The organism is Micromonospora sp. NPDC048868, assembly GCF_043198195.1.
Taxonomy (GTDB): domain Bacteria; phylum Actinomycetota; class Actinomycetes; order Mycobacteriales; family Micromonosporaceae; genus Micromonospora; species Micromonospora reichwaldensis.
The window spans coordinates 420,174-438,126 of sequence record NZ_JBICUN010000004.1 but is presented as its reverse complement, the minus strand read 5'-3'; the positions used below and the strand labels follow the sequence as shown (position 1 = coordinate 438,126).

The following is a 17,953-nucleotide window of genomic DNA, read 5'->3' as shown; positions in this document are numbered from 1 at the left end:
TCGGCTCGATGCTGCGGTCGGACGGCCGGCGCCGGTCAGTCACGGGAGGCCGCCGGGAGGTAGGTCTCGACGACCAGTTCGGTGACCCGGTGCGGCCGGTCGTGGCCGGCGGGGCGGGGCAGGGCCTCCTCGACGACCAGCCGGCCGGCGATCCGCCCGAGCCATCGGGGCACGCAGCGCAGGTGCAGCGGGCTGGCCAGGTCGACGAACTGCGGCTTGGGCCGGGCGATCGCCTCCCGGAGCCCGGCGATCGCCGGGGGAGGCGGCAGGGCGGACGGACGTTCCGACGGCTGCCGCGCCGGGGCGCCGGGGTGCTGCGCGGCGTTGCCCGGTGCGGGCGGCTGCCCGCCGTGCCGGCTGCCCTGGTTGAGGAAGACCTGGTCGGGCAGGTCCCAGCCCGCCCGCAGCGCCGCGGCGGCGGCGACCGACGGCGAGCCGAGCCCGCGCAGGTGCTCTTCGGCGCCCTCGTCGAAGCGCCAGCTCCGGCGGGCGAGGACGACGCGGCCACAGCGGAGCCGGTCGGAGACGACAGCATGTCCGCCAGGGCCGGCCACCGTCCGGGTCGCGGCCAGGTGACGGAGCCCCACCTCGCCGCTGCCCAGGTCGCCGAGCAGCGCGGCCACCCGGGCCGGCAGCGCCGGCGGCGAGAGGAACCCGAGGTACAGCACGTCGAGCAGGTCGCCGGTGGCCGGATCGCGCAGCCGGATCTGGTCGCCGGCCAGGTCGTGCACCAGTTCGACCGAGGCGAGGTCGAGCCCGCCCAACCGCTGGTCGTCGCCGATGTCCTCGCCGAGCAGCAGCGGGTGCAGGTTCGCGTTGAAGCCGTGCACCGGCCGGAACTGGGCCACCCGGCCGGGCAGCACCCGGCGGAGCTGGGCGGTCACCGCGGCGCGCATGCCGGGGTCGCCGAAGAGGTCCAGGAAGCGGCTGGTGAACCGGCCCCAGCCGCCGTAGACGTGGTTGAGGTGCAGCGACCCGTCCGGGCCGTGCTGACCGAAGAAGGCGTACGACACCGGCCGGGCCCGCAGCCAGCGGGGCAGTGCCGCGGCCGCCTCGGCGACCAGATCGGCACCGATGACGGTCTCCACGCCGTCGTTCCCGCCGTCGGCGCGTACCGCCCGGACCACCTCCTGCCGCAGCGTGGCCAGCTGGGCCAGCTCGGGCACCCGGGCGATCGGACCGCCCACCAGGGCCCCGTCCGGGGTCACCGTCGGCAGGTCGTCGAAGCCGGCACCGATCTCGGCGAAGAACTGGCCGAGGTCGGCACAGCGGGCCCCGGGACCGTAGCGCTCGACGAACCGGTGTCGCAGGAGCCGACGCAGCACCTGGTCCTCGTCGAACAGCAGCGCGAGGCTGGTCAGCGCGGTCAGGTCGGCGGTGTCCGCGGGCCGGCGGGTCAGGCGTGCCGGCCCGGGTAGCACGACATCCTCGGTGACGGGCGCCTGGGCCGGTGCGGCGGCCCCGAGCTGCCGCAGGGCCTCGTGCCAGCCGGCGTCGATCCGACGTACTAGCGGGCCGCGCCGCGCCGCGTCGACGTCCGCCAGCGCCCGGATGTCCTTGTCGAGGTGCCGTACCTGGTCGGCGAGGGCGGGGGCACCGGTGTCGCCGAGCCAGTCGGCGATCGCCGCCAGCGCCGCCGGGTCGTGCTCGGTGGTCGGCGGTACCGGGACCAGCAGGCGTTCGTCGCAGAGCTGGGTGACGAGACGCCGCGCGAGCCGCTCGGCCTCGGCGGCATCCGTGGCGGGGCGCGCGGCGCCTCGGCCGAGGGCCGCCACGAGCTCCGCCGGCGGGTGTCCGTCGGGTGCGGCGCGGAGCACCCGGATGATCGCGCCCAGCGCGGGCCGCAGCGGCATCCGGACCCGTTCCTCCCGGATCACCGGCGTGCCGTCGGCGCCGGTCGTCGGGTGCTCGCGGTAGAACACCACGTGGCCGTCCTGCACGCGGGTGCCGGGCGCGAGCCGGTGCGGGGTGCGCAGCATCTGGTCCGGGCGGCTGGTCCCGGCCAGGAAGAGGCTGGCGACCAGGCTGGCGGGGGGACGGGTCACCGCCACCGGCTCTCCCGCTGCCGTCACGTCCAGGCCCGCCGCGAGGTCCAGGTGGGTCGGCAGCGCCCCGCCGGGCGGGGACGCCAGCGGGGCGGGGACGGCTTCCGCGTCCGGCCAGGGGGCCCAGCCGACGATGGTGAACCAGGAGAGCGGGCTGGTCCGGGTGGTTGCCCGCAACGCGTAACGGAGCACGGTGGGTTCGGACTTGCGACCCCGGGCGTCCGGCTCGCCGCCGCGCGCCGCCGTCCGCTGCACCGCTGCCAGCAGCTCAGGGCTGGTCAACGCGACCGCCCGGCCGAACGGCTCGCTGCCGCACAGGGCGGCGAGTGCGACGCGCTCCTCGGCCAGCGCCGCAGCCGACCCGGCGTCGACGGCGCCGGTGAGCCGGTCGATCTCGGCCCGGGCCCGCAACCAGCGCCCCAGCGCCGGCAGCCGGTCGGGCAGGTCGCCGAGCCGGGCGCGCAGGTCGCTGGCTGGCGACCGGTCGTTGTGTACGTCCCGCCGCAGCGGTAGCAGGACCGACCGGCGGTACGCCGTCGGCGCCTGACCGCCGAGCCGGTACAGCTCCTCGGTGAGTTCGGGTCCGAGGGCCCGGCACTCGATGAGTCGATCGACGAGCTGGTCCTGGAGGCGACGCAGGTGCCGTCCGGCCGGACCGGCAGCCGGCAGGTCGACAGCCGTCCTGCGGATCAGCACGTACGGGGCGACCTGGACCTCCGGCGCGACTCGGCCGCCCGGTGCCGGGGACACCGGCGGGGCAGGGGATTGGCGGGTGGTTGTCACGGTCTCCTCCGTACGCGGTCGTCGGCACCGACCCCGGTCGAGCCGGTGAGGCCGCGGAACGCCCGTGTCGGCGTTCCCGGCCCCACCGGTCAGCCCCGGTCCGGTACGACTACTGGGGAAGCTGGGCGGCGCAGGACGAGTAGCCCAGCCACTGCCAGACGGCGGAGGTGCTCGCCGAGGCGCCGGTCTCCGGCAGGGCCACCGCGTCGCGCACGGCGTGCACCTCCAGCAGGTCGGACACCTCCAGGTCGGCCAGGTTGAGGTCTTCGAGGTCGGCCAGCGTGGCCGTCATGTCGCGCATCGGGTACTCCGATTCCAGGGGATGTCGTCGACTAACAAGCGCACTTGTCGATGACAAGATGGACAGTGCGCAAGATGTTAGTCAGCTCCGCCCACGAACTATTCGTCCGAGCGTCCAGTCGCCGATGGCCGTACGACGGCTGTGGACGGACGATGAGAAGGAAGTGCGCTCCCGCGGCTGATGCGCGGGAGGCAGGAGGCACTGCGGACGCGGCTGCCGACGCCCGCCCGCCCCCGCGCGCAACGAAGGTGCCGCGGTCCGCTTCTGCCGGACCGCGGCACCGCTCACCCGGAACCGTCCGCCTAGGGCCGGCGGGCCCAGGTCCAGGCGTAGCCGTCGTCCTCGCACGCGGTCGCGGCGTCGCAGAGGTCCAGCGGCCGGAAGGTGTCGACCATGACGGCGAGTTCGTCGAAGAAGTCCGCACCGATGGAACGCTCGGCGGCGCCCGGCTGCGGGCCGTGGGTGAAGCCGGACGGGTGCAGCGAGATCGAGCCCTGCTCGATGCCGGAGCCGCGCCGGGCCTCGTAGTTGCCGCCGGTGTAGAAGAGCATCTCGTCGGAGTCGACGTTGTGGTGGTTGTACGGCACCGGGATCGCGTCGGGGTGGTAGTCGACCTTGCGGGGCACGAACGAGCAGATCACGAAGTTGGGGCCCTGGAAGGTCTGGTGCACGGGCGGCGGCTGGTGGATCCGGCCGGTGATCGGCTCGAAGTCGTGGATGGAGAACGCCCACGGGTACATGTGCCCGTCCCAGCCGACCACGTCGAACGGGTGGTGGGCGTAGGTGTAGCGGGTCCAGCCGCGGCGGTGCCGGACCAGCACCTCCACGTCCTCGCCGTCGACCAGCAGCGGCGCGTCCGGCCCCCGGACGTCGCGCTCGCAGTAGGGCGAGTGCTCCAGGAACTGGCCCCGCACGGAGAGGTAGCGCTTGGGCGGGCCGATGTGCCCCGCCGCCTCGACGGCGAGCAGCCGGGTCGGCGCGTCGCCGGTGGGCACCAGCCGGTGGATGGTCGAGGTGGGGATGACGACGTAGTCGCCGGGCACCGCGTCGAGCACGCCGAACGTGGACTCGACCCGCAGGGTGCCCGACTCCACGTAGAGGCAGTGGTCGCCGGTGGCGTCGCGGAACAGCGGGGACGGCCGGTCCGCCAGCACGTACGCGATGCGCACGTCGTCGTTGGCGAGCAGGTACTGCCGGCCGAGCACCGGGTCGGCGCCGGCGCCGGCGAGCTTGTGGGTGCGCAGGTGGCGGGGCTTGAGCGGAAGGTTCGGCACCCGGGTGAACGCCGGCGGGGTGAACTCCTCGGCGGCCACGATCGCGGTCGGCGCGTGCCGGTGGTAGAGCAGGGACGAGTCGGAGGAGAAGCCCTCCTGCCCCATCAGCTCCTCGGCGTAGAGGCTGCCGTCGGGCTGGCGGAACTGGGTGTGGCGCTTGCGCGGCACCTCGCCGACGCTGCGGTAGTACGGCATCTCGCCTCCCGGTTCGTCCCGTTCACCGATCCAACGGCGTCCGATAGTCGGACGCTGTTGTCCGTTCCTTGTAGCGTCCCGTACATTCTTGTCTCGTGTCAACGCAGGTGCCCGCGCTCGTCGACGGCCTCGTCGACGACGCCGCCGTCTTCCCGCCCGGCAGCGCGCCGCTGCCCGCCGCCGTCGCCGCGCACCGGCGGCACCGCACCTCCTGGTACGCCGACCTGGTCGGCCCGCTCCTGGTCCCGGCCACGAGGCTGCCCGAGGTGGCGGGCCTGCTCGGCGCCGACGAGCGGATCGCGGTCGGGGTGATCGGCGACGTGCCCCTCGACCGGCTCGACGAGGTGCGGGCCACGGCCGACCCGCGCATCCACGTGCGCCAGGTGGAGGCGGCGGTCGCCAAGCGCGGCGAGGACCCGCTGCCCGGCCTGACCGAGCTGGTGGCGCTGGCCCGCCGCGCCGGTGCCGGTCCGGCCACCCTCGACGCCGTCTACGCCGAGCTGCCGCTCACGTTCGGGCTGATGGGGGCGCTGGACGCGCTCGCCGCCGCCCGCGCCGACGGCCTGCCGATCGCCGCGAAGTTCCGCACCGGCGGGCTGGCGGCCGAGCTGTTCCCCACCCCGGCGGAGCTGGCCGCCGTGATCTGCGCCTGCCGGGACCGGGCCCTGCCGTTCAAGCTGACCGCCGGGCTGCACCAGGCGGTCCGGCACCTCGACCCGGAGACCGGCTTCACCCACCACGGCTTCGTCAACGTGCTTGCCGCGACGCTGGCCGCCGCCGGGGGCGCCACCGTGGAGTCGGTCGCCGAGCTGCTCACCGCGACCGACCCGCGCCCGCTCGTGCAGTACGCCGAGGCCGGGCTGGACGCCCCGCGCCCGCTGTGGATCGGCTTCGGCTCGTGCAGCATCCTGGAACCACTTACCGATCTGATCCGGCTGGGGCTGGTGAACGGGGGCTTTCAAGCATGACCTGGGTGACGGGTGCCGACGGTTCGTCGTACGGGGTCGCCAACCTCCCGTACGGGGTGTTCCGCCGCGGGGAGGGCGCGCCGCGCGTCGGCGTACGCATCGGCGACTTCGTGCTCGACCTGGCCGGCGCGGAGGAGGCCGGCCTGGTGCTGGCCGCCGGGACGCTGGGTCGGCCCACCCTCAACGACTTCATGGCCCTCGGTCGCCCACAGTGGACGGCCGTCCGGCAGCGGGTGACCGAGCTGCTCACCGACGCCGCCCACCGGCCGGCGGTGGAGCCGCTGCTGGTGCCGCTGGCCGAGGTGCGGATGCAGCTGCCGTTCGAGGTCGCCGACTACGTCGACTTCTACTCCTCCGAGCACCACGCGTCCAACGTCGGCCAGATCTTCCGCCCCGGTCAGCCGCCGCTGCTGCCCAACTGGAAGCACCTGCCGATCGGCTACCACGGTCGGGCCGGCACGGTGGTCGTCTCCGGCACGCCGGTGGTGCGGCCGAGCGGGCAGCGGGCCACCCCGCAGGGCCCGGTCACCGGCCCGTCCGTACGCCTCGACATCGAGGCCGAGGTCGGCTTCGTGGTCGGCGTGCCCAGCCCGCTGGGCGATCGGGTCTCCGTCGACGACTTCGCCGACCACGTCTTCGGTGTCGTGCTGGTCAACGACTGGTCGGCCCGCGACATCCAGGCCTGGGAGTATCAGCCTCTCGGCCCGTTCCTGGGCAAGTCCTTCGCCACCTCGGTCGCGGCCTGGGTGACCCCGCTGGACGCGCTGGGCGACGCCTTCGTCCCCGCCCCCGACCAGGACCCGCCGGTCGCCGCCTACCTGCGCGACGTGCCGCACCTCGGGCTGAACCTGCGGCTGTCGGTGGAGTGGAACGGCGAGCGGGTCAGCGAGCCGCCGTTCGCGACCATGTACTGGACGCCGGCCCAACAGTTGGCCCACCTCACGGTCAACGGCGCCTCGCTGCGTACCGGCGACCTCTACGCCTCGGGCACCGTCTCCGGGCCGGAACGGGGACAGGTCGGCTCGTTCCTGGAACTCACCTGGGGCGGCAGCGAGCCGGTGAAGTTCGCCGATGGCGGGACCCGCACCTTCCTGGAGGACGGCGACACGGTGACGATCACCGCCACCGCCCCCGGCCCGGACGGCACCACGATCGCCCTGGGCGAGGTGACCGGGCAGGTCCTCGCCGCCCGCTGACCCACCTTCCGATCATCGACGGTCCCCGGTCGCACAGTTGGTGCGACCGGGGACCGTTGCTTGCGCGTTGATCGTCGCGGATTCCGTCGCCATGCCGCGCCGGGCCGGGCCGGACGCCCCCTTCCGGTTCCGGCCCGGCCGCCGGTTGGCGTACCGACGACAGGAAGGTGACGACGATGAACGATCTCCCGGGCGCGGTCTGGCGTACCAGCAGCCGCTCCAACGACCAGGGCCTCTGCGTGGAGGTGGCGGACAACCTGGTCGCCGACCTCGGCGTGGTGGGCGTACGCGACTCGAAGGACCAGGCGGGCCCCACGCTGGCGGTCAGCCCGCCGGGGTGGGCGGCCTTCGTCGGCGCGATCCGGGCGGGCCAGTTCGGTCGCTGACGGGTCGACCGCTCCGGATCGGGGCTCCCGGCGGTGGAAAATCCGCTCCGGGGGCCCCGATCCGCGCTCACCCGGCGTACCGTCAGGGCCACGGGAGGTGGCATGTCGACGGTGGCGGTCACGGAGTTCGTGGAGGCGCACGACGTCGACCTCTGGCGGCTGCTGACCGACCTGACCACCCGCACCCGGCGCTTCACCGGCCCGGTGGAGGTGCTCACCGCCGGCCCGTTCGGCCCAGGCACCGTGTGGCGGGAGACCCGTTCCCAGCCCGACGGCACCGCGCTGGTCGAGGAGTTTCTCGTCATCGAGGCCGAGCCGCCCCGACGGTTGGTGCTCGGCTCGCGGGGCGCCGGCGTGGACTACCGGATCACCTGGGCGCTTCGCCCGGTCGAGCGGCGTCGCCGGGGCTGCACCGCCGTCACGGTCGAGCAGGAGGCGGTGCCGACCGCCCCGTACGGTCGGGTGGTCGCGCTGCTGCTCGGCGGGCTGGCGGCCCGGGCGGTCGAGCGCGCGCTGCGGCAGGACCTCGCCGACCTGGCCGCCGCCGCGGCGGCCGCCAACGCGACCGAGGCGGCCTGAGGCGCACGCGGGGCTGGTCCGAGGCGCACGCGGGGCGGTCCGAGGCGCCCGCGGGCGGCCTGAGGCGCACGCGGGGCGGCCTGAGGCGGGCGGTCTGAGGCGCACCGAGGCGCATGCCCAGGGCGCTTCGTGGATGCCCCCGGCACGTCACCGCCGGAGCGCCCGGGCGTCGGTGACCTGACAGGGCCCTGACCGGTTCCGCTGGGTAGGGTGCCGGGCGGAGGTGCGGCATGGGGTTCCCGAACGGCCGGCGGCGGATCGCGGTGGCGGTCGCGGCGCTGCTCGGCACCGTCGCCGTCGCGGCAACGGTCTACCGGGTGCTCGCCCCCGCCGAGGTCAGCACGCCCGCGCGGGCCGGGTACCCGGCTGCCGCGTCCCCCTCAGCCGGCGTGATCGGCCGGCTTCCCGTGGCCCCGCTCGTCGTGGACGGCCGGCTGCGGGTCTACGCGGCCCACCGTCAGGTCTACGCCGACCGCCCGGTCGACGGCCGGCACCGGACGACCCCGTACTGGTCGTACCGCCGCTGGCCGGCGGCGCTCGACGGGGTCGTGGCGAGCGGGACGACGGTGGTCACCCGCTGGTCCGACGGGCGGCTCGTGGCGCTGGACGCGCGGACGGGCCGGGTCGCCTGGCGAGCGGACGGGCCGGCGCCGGTCGGACAGCGGGCGGTCCGGCGCACCGGCGCGGCGACGGTCTGGGATCCGCAGGGCATCTTCGTGGCCCCCGCGCCCGACGGGCGGCAGGTGGTGGTGGCGGCCGGGGCGGAGTGGGCGCGTGCCGTGGACCTGGCCGACGGCCGCGAACTGTGGCGGTCGCACGTCACCGTCACGCTGCCACCGGGCGACACGGTCGCCGGGTGCCGGGACGCGCTCGGCACGACCGCGTCGGGACACCTGATCACCGTCGACTCCTGCGCGGGGCCGGCGACGGTGGAGTTCCGCGACGCCGCGACCGGGGTGGTGGGCCTGCGCTGGCGGCCGCCGGATGCCGGCGACGAGCTGGTGGCGACCCTGCTGGGCTGCGGCACCGGCCGGACGGGGTGCACCGGGTTGCGGACGGCGAGGCCGGGCGACGACGCGGGCCGGGGTTGGCTGCTCGGTGCCGGGGAACCGGTCGCCGCCCCGGCCCTGGACCGGCCGGACGCCGAACTCGTCGGCGGGACGGCCGTGGCGGTCGTGGACGGGGTGGCGGTCGGCCGCTCGGCGCGTACGGGCGCGGAGCTGTGGCGCCGTTCCGGCCTGGCGCAGGCGCGGCTGCTCGCCGTCCAGCCCGACCGGGTGCACCTGCTGACGGAGACGAACGACCTGCTGACGCTGGACCCGGCGACGGGGGCGCAGCGGTCCTTCTTCGCGCTCAACGTGGGCTCGGACGGGATCGGCTGGGTGCCCGGCGCGGTGTACGCGGCCGGCGGTTTCGTGGCCGTCGAGCGGCTCCGCAAGCCGGTCGACCCGACGGCGGACGACCAGCGTTACTACCTGACCTCGGAGCCGCTGATCCTCGCGGCGACGTGAGCGGCGATCCGCGTCGCGTCGTGACACCCCCGACCGGCTCGGCTGCTCGACAAATCGGACATAAGTTATTTATAGTCCCACTGTGCGCTTCCTGGCAGCCCTGTTGGGCGCGATCCTGATCCTCATCACCGCCTCGCCGGCCGACGCCGCGCCGTCGGGCCGGACGGTCCGGCTGGCCCGGACGGTGGGGGTGGACATCACGGTGCCCGCCTCCGTCAACCTCGGCAGCGGGTTCACCGGCGGCACGCTCACCCGGCAGTTGGGCACGGTCGAGGTGCGTGACTCGCGTGGCCAGGTCAACCCCAACCTGTGGGTCGCCACGGTCTCCGCCACCCTCTTCGTCACCGGCGCAGGCGGAGCGCAGCGGACGATCGGAAGCGACCGGGTCTCCTACTGGTCCGGGCCGGCGACGCGGAGCACGGGCGGCGGGACGCTGGTGCCCGGCCAGCCCACCTCCGCCCAGGCGGTGACCCTGAACGTCGCCCGCGAGGCGTTCCGCAAGACCGCCGGAAACGGCAACAACACGGTGGCCTGGGTGCCGACCATCCGGATCGCCCTCCCGACCGGCATCGTCGGGGGCGTCTACCAAGGCGCGATCACCCATTCTGTCGCCTGATAGGTGAATTGTCTGAAATGTGGGGTCTTGTCCCTATCGCAGTGCTTAATGTGCGTCTCATGAGGAAGCCACTTCTTACCCTGACCGCCGCCGCGGCCGCCCTGGTGGCCATGGCGGCGCCCGCCGCGGCCGCGCCGACCGGCGACACCATCGTCACCTTCACCGTCGCCACCGCCGACCTGAACATCAGAGTGCCTCCGTCGGTGAACCTCGGCTCCGCCTTCCCCGGTGGCGTCCTCACCGGGGAACTCGGCACCGTCGTGGTCACCGACGAGCGGGCGGCGCTCAACGCCACCTGGATCGTCACGGTGACGGCCAGCTCCTTCACCACCGGCGGCGGCACGCCCGAGGAGACCATCCTGCCGTCCCTGGTGGAGTACTGGTCCGGCACCGAGACCGGCAGAACCGGCACCGGCACCCTCGTGCCAGGGCAGCCCACCCAGGCCGCCGCGGTCAGCCTGAGCGTGCCCCGCACCGCCTTCTCGAAGACCTCAGGCAGCGGCGACAACACCGCCACCTGGGAGCCGAACATCCGGATCGCCGTTCCGGCCACCGCCGTCGGTGGCACCTACCGGGGGGTGATCACCCATTCGGTGGCATGACCGGGCCCGCGCCCTCGCCCTGGCGGTGACCGTCCTGGTCACTGCCGGGGCGCCCGCGTCGGCCGCGCGGCCCGCGCCGGCGTCGGCCGTGGTCCCGCCGCTGTTCGCCGCGCCGGAGGTCCCCGAGGCGGGCGTGTCGGCCGTCGCGCCGGACGGGGGGAGGGGCTGGCCCGGGCCCTCCGTCAAGCCCTCGCCCGGATCCTCCACCAGGCCCTCGCCGCAGCCGAGCCCGAGTGGTCCCTCGACCACGGTCGGGGTACGCCTGCTCGATGCCCCCGTCGACCGCCGGGACGACACCCGGGCGCACAGGTACATCGTCGACCACGTCCGCCCCGGCACCACGATCAAGCGGCGGATCATGGTGCAGAACAGTTCGCGGGTGAGGCGGACGGTCGCCCTCTACTCCGCCGCCGCCGACGTCACGAAGAAGGGGTTCGTCCTCGCCCCGGACCGTACCGGGAACGAGCTGAGCAGCTGGATCGACGTCGCGCCGGCGGAGGAGGTGCTGGCACCCGACGAGGAGGTGGAGGCCCTGGTCACCATCGCCGTGCCGCGCAGGGCAGAGGCCGGCGAGCGGTACGCGGTGATCTGGGCCGAGGTCGCCGGCGTGGACGGACAGAACGTGCGCAACGTCGGCCGGGCGGGGATCCGGGTCTACCTCTCAGTCGGCCCAGGCGGGGAGCCGCCCTCCGGCTTCGAGATCGGTCCGCTGACCGGCAAGCGGGAGAAGGACGGCACCCCCGTCCTCACCGCGGAGGTCCGCAACACCGGCAGGCGGGCGCTCGACCTGGCAGGCGAGCTGCGGCTCACCGAGGGGCCCGGCGGGCTCTCGGCGGGACCGGTGAAGGTGGAGGCGGGCACCCTCGCGCTGGACGGCAGCAGCACCGTCCGGGTCGCCCTGGACCGCCGGCTGCCGGACGGACCCTGGGCGGCGAAGCTCGACCTGGCCAGCGGCTGGACGAAGCGTTCCGCCACCGGCAGGGTCAGCTTCGGGCCCGTACCGGTGGCGGCCACCAGCGCCGTCGACCGCTCCGGGCAGGTGCTCGCCGGAGGGCTGACCACCTCGGGACTGGTCCTGCTGCTGTTCGCGGTCCACGCGTACCGCCGTCGGGCCCGGATCCGGCAACCGGTGGAGGCCGCCTGAGAGTCCGGTCCGGTCCGCGAGGGGATGGCGGACCGGACCGGCACCTGCCTCAGGCCAGCGCGGTCTCCGCCGCTGCCAGGAAGGCGTCGTTCTCGGCCGGGGTGCCGATGGTGACCCGGACCCCGTCGCCCGCGAACGGCCGGACGATCACGCCCCGCGCCTCGCACGCCTTGCCGAAGTCCACCGCCCGGTCGCCCAGCGGCAGCCAGACGAAGTTCGCCTGGCTGTCCGGCACGTCCGGGACGAGCTTGCGCAACGCCTCCGTCACACGGTCGCGCTCGCTGACCACGAGGGCGCACCGCCGCCGTACCTCGTCCTCCTGGGCCAGCGCGGCCAGCGCGCCCGCCTGCGCGGCCATGTTGCTGGAGAACGGCGTCACGACCTTGCGGATCGCCGCCGCCACCGCCGGCTGGCCGACCAGGAAGCCGATCCGCAGGCCGGCCAGGCCCCAGGCCTTGGAGAGCGTGCGCAGCACGACCACGTTCGGCCGGTCGAGGTAGGTGAGGCCGTCCGGCACGTCCGGGTCGGTGACGAACTCGCGGTACGCCTCGTCGATCACGACCAGCACGTCCTCGCCGACCGTGTCCAGGAACCGGTCCAGCTCCGCCCGGCGCACCGACGTCCCGGTGGGGTTGTTCGGGTTGCAGACCACGATCAGCCGGGTCCGGTCGGTCACCGCCGCCGCCATCGCCGCCAGGTCGTGCCCGTGCCCGGCGTCGTTGGGCACCCGCACGCTTGTCGCGCCGCTGGTCGCCGCGATGATGGGGTACGCCTCGAAGGAGCGCCACGCGTAGAGGAACTCGTCGCCGGGCAGGCAGGTGGCCCGGACGAGGTGCTCGGCCAGCGCCACCGACCCGCAGCCGGTGGCGATCTGGTCGACGTGCACGCCGTACCGCTCGGACAGCGCCTCGCGCAGCGCGAGCGCGCCCATGTCCGGGTAGCGGTGCACCCCGGCGGCGGCCCCGGCGACGGCCTCCACGACGCCGGGCAGCGGCCCGTACGGCACCTCGTTGCTGGCCAGCTTGATCGCCTCGGGGAGGCCGAGCTCGCGGGCCAGATCGGCCGGGCTGCGGCCGGGCACGTAGTTGGGCAGCGCGTTCAGGTCGGGGCGGGTCAGCCGCAGCTCCGGCTGGTGACGTCCGGGGTCGGTCATGGGGTGTCTCCCGAGGGGTCGGTGCGGTCGTCGGGGGTGCGGTCGTCCGTGGTGGTGGGCTCGCGCGTGCTGGTGCGGTCGTCCGGCGTGCCGCGCTCGCCCGTGGTGCCGCGCCTGCTGCGGGGGAGCTGGACCACCACGGTCTGCGCCCGCTTGTCGTGCAGCGCCTGGCGCAGCGGGTGGTCGAAGAGCGGGGAGAGCGCGTCGACGAGCTGGAGCAGCAGGCCCAGGCCGCAGCAGTACCAGAGCAGGGTGGGCAGGCCGAGGGTGTTCCACCGGCGCAGCGCCCGGCCGAAGCCGAGCGGCTCGTCCGCGCTCACCGGCAGCACCTTGACGCCCACCAGCCGCTTGCCGAAGGTCTGCCCGCCCGAGGCCGTCGTCGGCACCTCGTACGCGAGCCAGAGGGCGGTGGCGATCAGCAGGATGACGACCTGGAGGCCGCCGGCCTGCTCGCTGGGCTGCGGCAGGTTGTCGGTGGAGCTGTCGCCCGCCATCGCCCGCCGGAACACCTCCCGCCAGTACGGCGTGGTTTCCTCGACCAGCCGCCAGACGAACCAGCCGTTCACCACGGCGTTCAGCGCGAAGACGACCGTGAAGTCGATCAGCCGGGCGACCAGCCGGGCACCGAACCCGGCCAGCGGGAGCCCGTGCGGGCGCGGCTCCGGCGGCCGTCCGGGCCAGCCACCGGGCGGCCAGCCGGGCGGCGGACCGCCACCGGGCGGCCAGCCGGGCGGAGGCCCCTGCGGGTGGCCCGGCCCCTGCGGGTGGCCGTGACCCTGCGGCGGCTGCCAGGGATAGGCCTGCCCCGGGTGCGGCTGCCCCGGGTGCGGCTGCCCCGGGTGCGGCTGCCCCGGGAAGGGCTGCCCGCCCGCGGGGGCGCCCGACACGGGCGCCGGGGCCGCGGGTGACGTCGGGGCGGGTGCGGGTGGCGGCTCGGCCGGCGGCGGCCCCTCGGGCGGGGTGGCGTCGACGGGGATCGGTGCGCCGATCCAGCCCTCGCCGTCCCAGTAACGTCGGGTCTCCGGATCAGCCGGGTCGACGTACCATCCCGGTCCGACACTCATGGCCTGGCCTCGCTGCGCTCGCTCACGCAGACACCTTAACGACGACGGTGCCGGCGAACTTGTCGTGGAGGCACTGCTGCCAGGGCTTGTCCCACAACTGCCAGAGCCCGTCGAGGTAGCTGAGGCCGGGCAGGAACATGGCGGCGACGTACTGCACGGCGTACCGCTTGCCAGCCATCCGCCGGTCCAGCGTGGCGGCCGGGTCGAGCGGCACGACCCGCAGCTTCATCACCCGCTTGCCGTACGTCTGCCCGGTGCGCTTCATGTACTCCACGTGGTAGAGCCAGTAGAGCCCGAGCATGACCACCATCAGGCCCAGTTCGAGCAGCAGGATCGGCAGCATGAAGTCGGTCAGGAACGACGTGGGGTCGGGATCGGCGAGGGTGCCGTCCGGGTTGGTCCGGGTCAGGTCGTCCATCATGTTCCAGATCACGATCAGGAACGGCGGCAGGAAGAGCACCATCGCCACCGCCGTGCTCAGCGCGGCGTCGATCAGCGCGGCGAGCAGCCGGTCCCCGAAGCTGGCGAGCGGCTGGCCGCCCGGCCCGAGCGCCGGGGCCGGACGGGGCGGCCCGGCCCAGCCCGGGGGCGGCGGGGTCCAGCCCGGGGGCGGGACCTGACCGGGCGACGGGGCGTGTTGCGGTGGCACCGCGTACCCCTGACTGGAGGGACCGGAAGGCGGCGCGAAGCCGCCGGCGGCGGGCGGAGGCCCACCGGCCGGCGGCGTCGGGTACGTCGGAGGCTGCGTCACGCTCGTCAGTGTTACAGGTTGCCGCGCGCTTCCTGCTCCCGCTCGATCGCCTCGAAGAGCGCCTTGAAGTTGCCCTTGCCGAAGCCGAGCGAGCCGTGCCGCTCGATCAGCTCGAAGAAGACCGTCGGGCGGTCCTGCACCGGCTTGGTGAAGATCTGGAGCAGGTAGCCGTCCTCGTCCCGGTCCACCAGGATCTTGCGGGCCTTCAGCTCCTCGATCGGCACCCGCACCTGGCCGATCCGGGCGCGCAGCTCCGGGTCGTCGTAGTACGAGTCCGGGGTGTCGAGGAACTCGACGCCGGCGGCGCGCATGGCGTCGACGCTGGCCAGGATGTCGTTGGTGGCCACGGCGATGTGCTGGGCGCCCGGGCCCCGGTAGAACTCCAGGTACTCGTCGATCTGCGACTTCTTGCGGGCGATCGCCGGCTCGTTGAGCGGGAACTTCACCTTGCGGGTGCCGTTCGCGACGACCTTGCTCATCAGCGCCGAGTAGTCGGTGGCGATGTCGTCGCCGATGAACTCGGCCATGTTCGAGAAGCCCATGACGCGCTTGTAGAACTCGACCCACTCGTCCATCCGGCCGAGCTCGACGTTGCCGACCACGTGGTCGACGGCCTGGAAGAAGCGCTTCGGCTGGAGGCCGGCGTCGATCATCGGCTGCCGGTCCACGATCGGCTTGCGGGCCACGAAGCCGGGCAGGAACGGGCCGGTGTAGCGGGAGCGGTCGACAAGCGTGTGCGCCGTGTCGCCGTACGCGGCGATGGAGGCCATCCGGACGGTGCCGTGCTCGTCGCTGACGTCGTGCGGCTCGGTCAGGCCGGTGGCGCCCTGCGCGGTCGCGTGCGCGTACGCGGCGTCGACGTCCGGCACCTCCAGCGCGATGTCGGAGACGCCGTCGCTGTGCCTGGTCACGTGCTCGGCGCCCGGGGCGTCCGGGCGGACCGCGCCGGTCAGCACGAACCGCGCCGAGCCGCTGGTCAGCACGTACTGGGCGTGGTCCCGGTAGCCCTGCTCGGGGCCCCGGTACGCCACGCAGGTCATGCCGAACGCGGTGGAGTAGTAGTGCGCGGCCTGCTTGGCGTTGCCCACCAGGAAGTGCACGTGGTCGAGGCCCTTGACCGGGAACGGGTCGCGGCTGATGTCGTGGTCGACGGCGCCGACGAGCACGTCGACGTCGACGTCGTCGGTCGCCTGGGGTCGGTCGATCGCCTGGGTCATCGCGGTCTCCCTCAAGTTCCGGTCGGCCCCGTGGCCGCCGCCGTCGGTCGTGTGCGGTGGTGCTGTGGCGAGGATCGCGGGGAAGTGCCGCACTGGGCAACTGTCGCGCCCAAGCCTGGTCAGGTTGCGCATTCAGTAGGGTGATCTGCCATGAGTGCTGGACAGGGTGTACAGCTCGACGCCCTCGACGCGCGGTTGATCGAACTGCTCGCCGAGGAACCGCGGATCGGGGTGCTGGAGTGCTCCCGGCGCCTCGGGGTCGCCCGGGGCACCGTGCAGGCCCGGCTGGACAAGCTCGTCGAGCGGGGCGTCATCTCGGGCTTCGGGCCGGAGATCTCCCCGGCGGCGATCGGGTTCGGGGTGACCAGCTTCGTCACCCTGGAGATCAGCCAGCGGGACGGGCACGACCTGGTCGCCGCGCACCTGGCCGCGATCCCGGAGGTGCTGGAGGCGCACACCATCACCGGCTCCAGCGACCTGCTCTGCCGGATCGTGGCCCGATCGAACACCGACCTCCAGCGGGTGATCGACCAGATCGTCTCGTACGAGGGCATCCGCCGCGCCTCGACGATCATCGCCCTGGCCGAACAGATCACCTACCGCACCCTCCCCCTGATCCGCTCCGCCGCCCAACGCTGAGCACCCGGGGCGCGCGAGAAAGGGCGGCGACACGGCGGCGCGGGACGGCGGCGGCGCGGCGGTCGTCGCTACCGTGTGCGTGTGGCGAAGGCGGGCGGCCTCGGGGGGTGGCGTGGCGGGCTGCTGCTCGCGCTCGTCGTCGTCGTCGCGCTCGCCGCGACCGGAGTGTGGAACCCGTTCCCCGGGATGTGGGACTGGGTGAACCGGAGCCAGCCCATCTCCGAGCCGGACGTGGTCTGGCAGCAGCGCGTCGGCGGCACCCCGCGCAGCGTGACAATCGCCGGCGAGACCGTCGTGGTCGAGCAGCGCACCCGCGTGGAGGCGCGCAGCCTGGCCACCGGCGCCCAGCTGTGGGAGCGCAAGGCCGACTGGGCCGCGGTGGCCGGCGGCGACCGGGACTCCGTCGTCGTGGTGGGCAAGCTGCTGGTCAAGGGCTACGAGGTGCTGGACCCGACGACCGGCGCCACCCGGCGGCGCAACGGCGACGCGGTGGCCGTCTGGACGTACCGCAACATGTTGCTCGACGCCCGCTGCGTCGAGGCCACCGACTGCACGGTCAGCGCCTGGGACGCGCGCGGCACCGCCCCGCTCTGGACGGCCTTCGTGCCCGGGGTGCGCAGCGGGCTGCTCGGCGACAACCCGGGGCTGCTCGACACCCGCCGGCTCGACGCCGTCCGCATCGACGACGGGGTGGCCGGCCCGGAGCCCGTACCGCCGCTGCTCGGCTTCCCCATCGACGGCCGGGTGCACGTCCTCGACACCGCCACCGGGCGGGTGCTCCAGGACGTCGAGCCCGGCCGGGACGAACGGCTGTCGGTGGTCGGCGGCCGGCTGCTGCGGATCACCGCCCGCTCCCAGGACGGCACCTGCTACTTCGCCATCTCCGGCCGGGACGCGGCGACCGGCCAGGAGACGTGGCAGCGGGCCGGGATCAACCTGCGGACCGCCGACAACGCCGGCTGCGTGCAGCGGGAGGACCCGCACGGCGCGCGCAACGTGCTGATCGGGGTGGCCCCGGACGCCCGCGAGGCGGTCCTCGACGGCTACGACGGACGGCTGCTGCTGGTCACCTCCGCCGGGGAGAAGCTGCTCGCGGTCGACGACCGGTACGCCCTGGTCCGGCCGGCCGACAAGCGCGCGGTGGTCGGCCGGGAGTTGGGCGCCGGGCGGGTCCGGTGGACCCGTCCGACCGGGCCGAAGGCCGGCGCGGCGCTCACCCCGTACGCGGCCGTGATCGCCGACGAGAAGCCGTCCCGGCTGGTGGCGCTGGACCCGCGTACCGGGCGGGAACTGGCGAGCCTGCGCAGCTCCGCGAACGCCCTCGCGGTCGGCCCGAGGGGCATGATCATCGGCGAGGGGCGGGAGATCGGCTACGTCCGCTTCGGCGGGGTGCCGGGCGCCCCCGTCCCGCCGCGCGACGGCGGCGTACCCGGTCCCGGCGGCACGGCGGGCGTACCCGGGCCGGAGGACACCTGCGGCCCGAAGCGGGAGCTCTGCCCCGGGTGAGAGCGTCGTCCCAGGACCCACCC

At 74.5% G+C, this 17,953-nt stretch carries 17 protein-coding genes; 10 read left to right on the top strand and 7 right to left on the bottom strand.

What is annotated here, in order from left to right:
- Positions 1–35 precede the first annotated feature (35 nt).
- The 3 genes from ACGFNF_RS09365 to ACGFNF_RS09355 all read right to left on the bottom strand — a co-directional run bounded on the left by ACGFNF_RS09365 (position 36) and on the right by ACGFNF_RS09355 (position 4,598).
- The gene (locus ACGFNF_RS09365; protein ID WP_393166824.1) at positions 36–2,828 is read right to left on the bottom strand and encodes a lantibiotic dehydratase; all 2,793 of its coding nucleotides are present in this window, start codon (positions 2,826–2,828) and stop codon (positions 36–38) included.
- Positions 2,829–2,937: 109 nt separating this feature from the next.
- Positions 2,938–3,129, bottom strand: a complete 192-nt coding sequence (locus ACGFNF_RS09360) for a thiopeptide-type bacteriocin (protein WP_393166823.1) — start codon at positions 3,127–3,129, stop codon at positions 2,938–2,940.
- Positions 3,130–3,431: 302 nt separating this feature from the next.
- Positions 3,432–4,598 carry a homogentisate 1,2-dioxygenase gene (locus ACGFNF_RS09355; RefSeq protein ID WP_393166821.1) on the bottom strand — a complete coding sequence of 389 codons (1,167 nt, stop codon included), beginning with the start codon at positions 4,596–4,598 and terminating at the stop codon, positions 3,432–3,434.
- Positions 4,599–4,693: 95 nt separating this feature from the next.
- Here ACGFNF_RS09355 and ACGFNF_RS09350 point away from each other — a divergent pair, with 95 nt between their 5' ends.
- From ACGFNF_RS09350 to ACGFNF_RS09315, 8 genes are all read left to right on the top strand, one after another.
- The gene (locus ACGFNF_RS09350) at positions 4,694–5,566 is read left to right on the top strand and encodes a hypothetical protein (RefSeq protein WP_393166819.1); all 873 of its coding nucleotides are present in this window, start codon (positions 4,694–4,696) and stop codon (positions 5,564–5,566) included.
- Complete coding sequence (gene fahA / locus ACGFNF_RS09345) at positions 5,563–6,762, top strand: fumarylacetoacetase (RefSeq protein WP_393166817.1); 1,200 nt, start codon at positions 5,563–5,565, stop codon at positions 6,760–6,762. Before ACGFNF_RS09350 ends, fahA begins: the two co-directional genes overlap by 4 nt.
- A 176-nt stretch (positions 6,763–6,938) precedes the next feature.
- Positions 6,939–7,148 carry a DUF397 domain-containing protein gene (locus tag ACGFNF_RS09340; RefSeq protein WP_393166816.1) on the top strand — a complete coding sequence of 70 codons (210 nt, stop codon included), beginning with the start codon at positions 6,939–6,941 and terminating at the stop codon, positions 7,146–7,148.
- Positions 7,149–7,250: 102 nt separating this feature from the next.
- Positions 7,251–7,727, top strand: coding sequence for an SRPBCC family protein (locus tag ACGFNF_RS09335; RefSeq protein WP_393166815.1), 477 nt, complete (start codon positions 7,251–7,253; stop codon positions 7,725–7,727).
- Between the two features lie 230 nt (positions 7,728–7,957).
- Positions 7,958–9,238: a PQQ-binding-like beta-propeller repeat protein gene (locus ACGFNF_RS09330; protein WP_393166813.1), complete on the top strand. Its 1,281-nt coding sequence runs from the start codon at positions 7,958–7,960 to the stop codon at positions 9,236–9,238.
- A gap of 82 nt (positions 9,239–9,320) precedes the next feature.
- On the top strand, positions 9,321–9,854 hold the full coding sequence (locus ACGFNF_RS09325; protein WP_393166811.1) for a hypothetical protein: 534 nt from the start codon (positions 9,321–9,323) through the stop codon (positions 9,852–9,854).
- Between the two features lie 59 nt (positions 9,855–9,913).
- On the top strand, positions 9,914–10,456 hold the full coding sequence (locus ACGFNF_RS09320) for a hypothetical protein (protein ID WP_393166808.1): 543 nt from the start codon (positions 9,914–9,916) through the stop codon (positions 10,454–10,456).
- A gap of 379 nt (positions 10,457–10,835) precedes the next feature.
- On the top strand, positions 10,836–11,600 hold the full coding sequence (locus ACGFNF_RS09315) for a hypothetical protein (protein ID WP_393166806.1): 765 nt from the start codon (positions 10,836–10,838) through the stop codon (positions 11,598–11,600).
- A 49-nt stretch (positions 11,601–11,649) separates the two neighbouring features.
- On the opposite strand, the gene hisC is transcribed toward ACGFNF_RS09315, so the two are convergent.
- From hisC to hppD, 4 genes are all read right to left on the bottom strand, one after another.
- Positions 11,650–12,753 (bottom strand): histidinol-phosphate transaminase, encoded by a 1,104-nt coding sequence (gene hisC / locus ACGFNF_RS09310; protein WP_357578621.1) that lies wholly within the window; start codon positions 12,751–12,753, stop codon positions 11,650–11,652.
- The gene (locus tag ACGFNF_RS09305) at positions 12,750–13,817 is read right to left on the bottom strand and encodes an RDD family protein (RefSeq protein ID WP_393166804.1); all 1,068 of its coding nucleotides are present in this window, start codon (positions 13,815–13,817) and stop codon (positions 12,750–12,752) included. The genes hisC and ACGFNF_RS09305 overlap by 4 nt, the downstream gene beginning before the upstream one ends.
- Before the next feature lie 22 nt (positions 13,818–13,839).
- Positions 13,840–14,466 (bottom strand): RDD family protein, encoded by a 627-nt coding sequence (locus ACGFNF_RS09300; protein ID WP_393166802.1) that lies wholly within the window; start codon positions 14,464–14,466, stop codon positions 13,840–13,842.
- Positions 14,467–14,579: 113 nt separating this feature from the next.
- Positions 14,580–15,785 carry a 4-hydroxyphenylpyruvate dioxygenase gene (gene hppD / locus ACGFNF_RS09295; RefSeq protein ID WP_357578618.1) on the bottom strand — a complete coding sequence of 402 codons (1,206 nt, stop codon included), beginning with the start codon at positions 15,783–15,785 and terminating at the stop codon, positions 14,580–14,582.
- 150 nt (positions 15,786–15,935) lie between these two features.
- On the opposite strand from hppD, the gene ACGFNF_RS09290 reads away from it, so the two are divergent.
- Together ACGFNF_RS09290 and ACGFNF_RS09285 are read left to right on the top strand one after the other, a co-directional pair.
- On the top strand, positions 15,936–16,424 hold the full coding sequence (locus ACGFNF_RS09290; protein ID WP_132239914.1) for an Lrp/AsnC family transcriptional regulator: 489 nt from the start codon (positions 15,936–15,938) through the stop codon (positions 16,422–16,424).
- A gap of 81 nt (positions 16,425–16,505) precedes the next feature.
- A complete protein-coding gene (locus ACGFNF_RS09285) occupies positions 16,506–17,930 on the top strand; it encodes a PQQ-binding-like beta-propeller repeat protein (protein ID WP_357578617.1) in 1,425 nt (474 codons plus the stop codon).
- Positions 17,931–17,953: the final 23 nt, after the last annotated feature.

Excerpts from the sequence above, each read along its gene's own strand:
- ACGFNF_RS09360 (WP_393166823.1), bottom strand. The coding sequence starts at position 3,129 with ATGCGCGACATGACGGCCACGCTGGCCGACCTCGAAGACCTCAACCTG.
- ACGFNF_RS09355 (WP_393166821.1), bottom strand. The coding sequence starts at position 4,598 with ATGCCGTACTACCGCAGCGTCGGCGAGGTGCCGCGCAAGCGCCACACC.
- fahA (WP_393166817.1), top strand. The coding sequence starts at position 5,563 with ATGACCTGGGTGACGGGTGCCGACGGTTCGTCGTACGGGGTCGCCAAC.
- ACGFNF_RS09340 (WP_393166816.1), top strand. The coding sequence starts at position 6,939 with ATGAACGATCTCCCGGGCGCGGTCTGGCGTACCAGCAGCCGCTCCAAC.
- ACGFNF_RS09335 (WP_393166815.1), top strand. The coding sequence starts at position 7,251 with ATGTCGACGGTGGCGGTCACGGAGTTCGTGGAGGCGCACGACGTCGAC.
- ACGFNF_RS09330 (WP_393166813.1), top strand. The coding sequence starts at position 7,958 with ATGGGGTTCCCGAACGGCCGGCGGCGGATCGCGGTGGCGGTCGCGGCG.
- ACGFNF_RS09320 (WP_393166808.1), top strand. The coding sequence starts at position 9,914 with ATGAGGAAGCCACTTCTTACCCTGACCGCCGCCGCGGCCGCCCTGGTG.
- hisC (WP_357578621.1), bottom strand. The coding sequence starts at position 12,753 with ATGACCGACCCCGGACGTCACCAGCCGGAGCTGCGGCTGACCCGCCCC.
- ACGFNF_RS09305 (WP_393166804.1), bottom strand. The coding sequence starts at position 13,817 with ATGAGTGTCGGACCGGGATGGTACGTCGACCCGGCTGATCCGGAGACC.
- hppD (WP_357578618.1), bottom strand. The coding sequence starts at position 15,785 with ATGACCCAGGCGATCGACCGACCCCAGGCGACCGACGACGTCGACGTC.
- ACGFNF_RS09290 (WP_132239914.1), top strand. The coding sequence starts at position 15,936 with ATGAGTGCTGGACAGGGTGTACAGCTCGACGCCCTCGACGCGCGGTTG.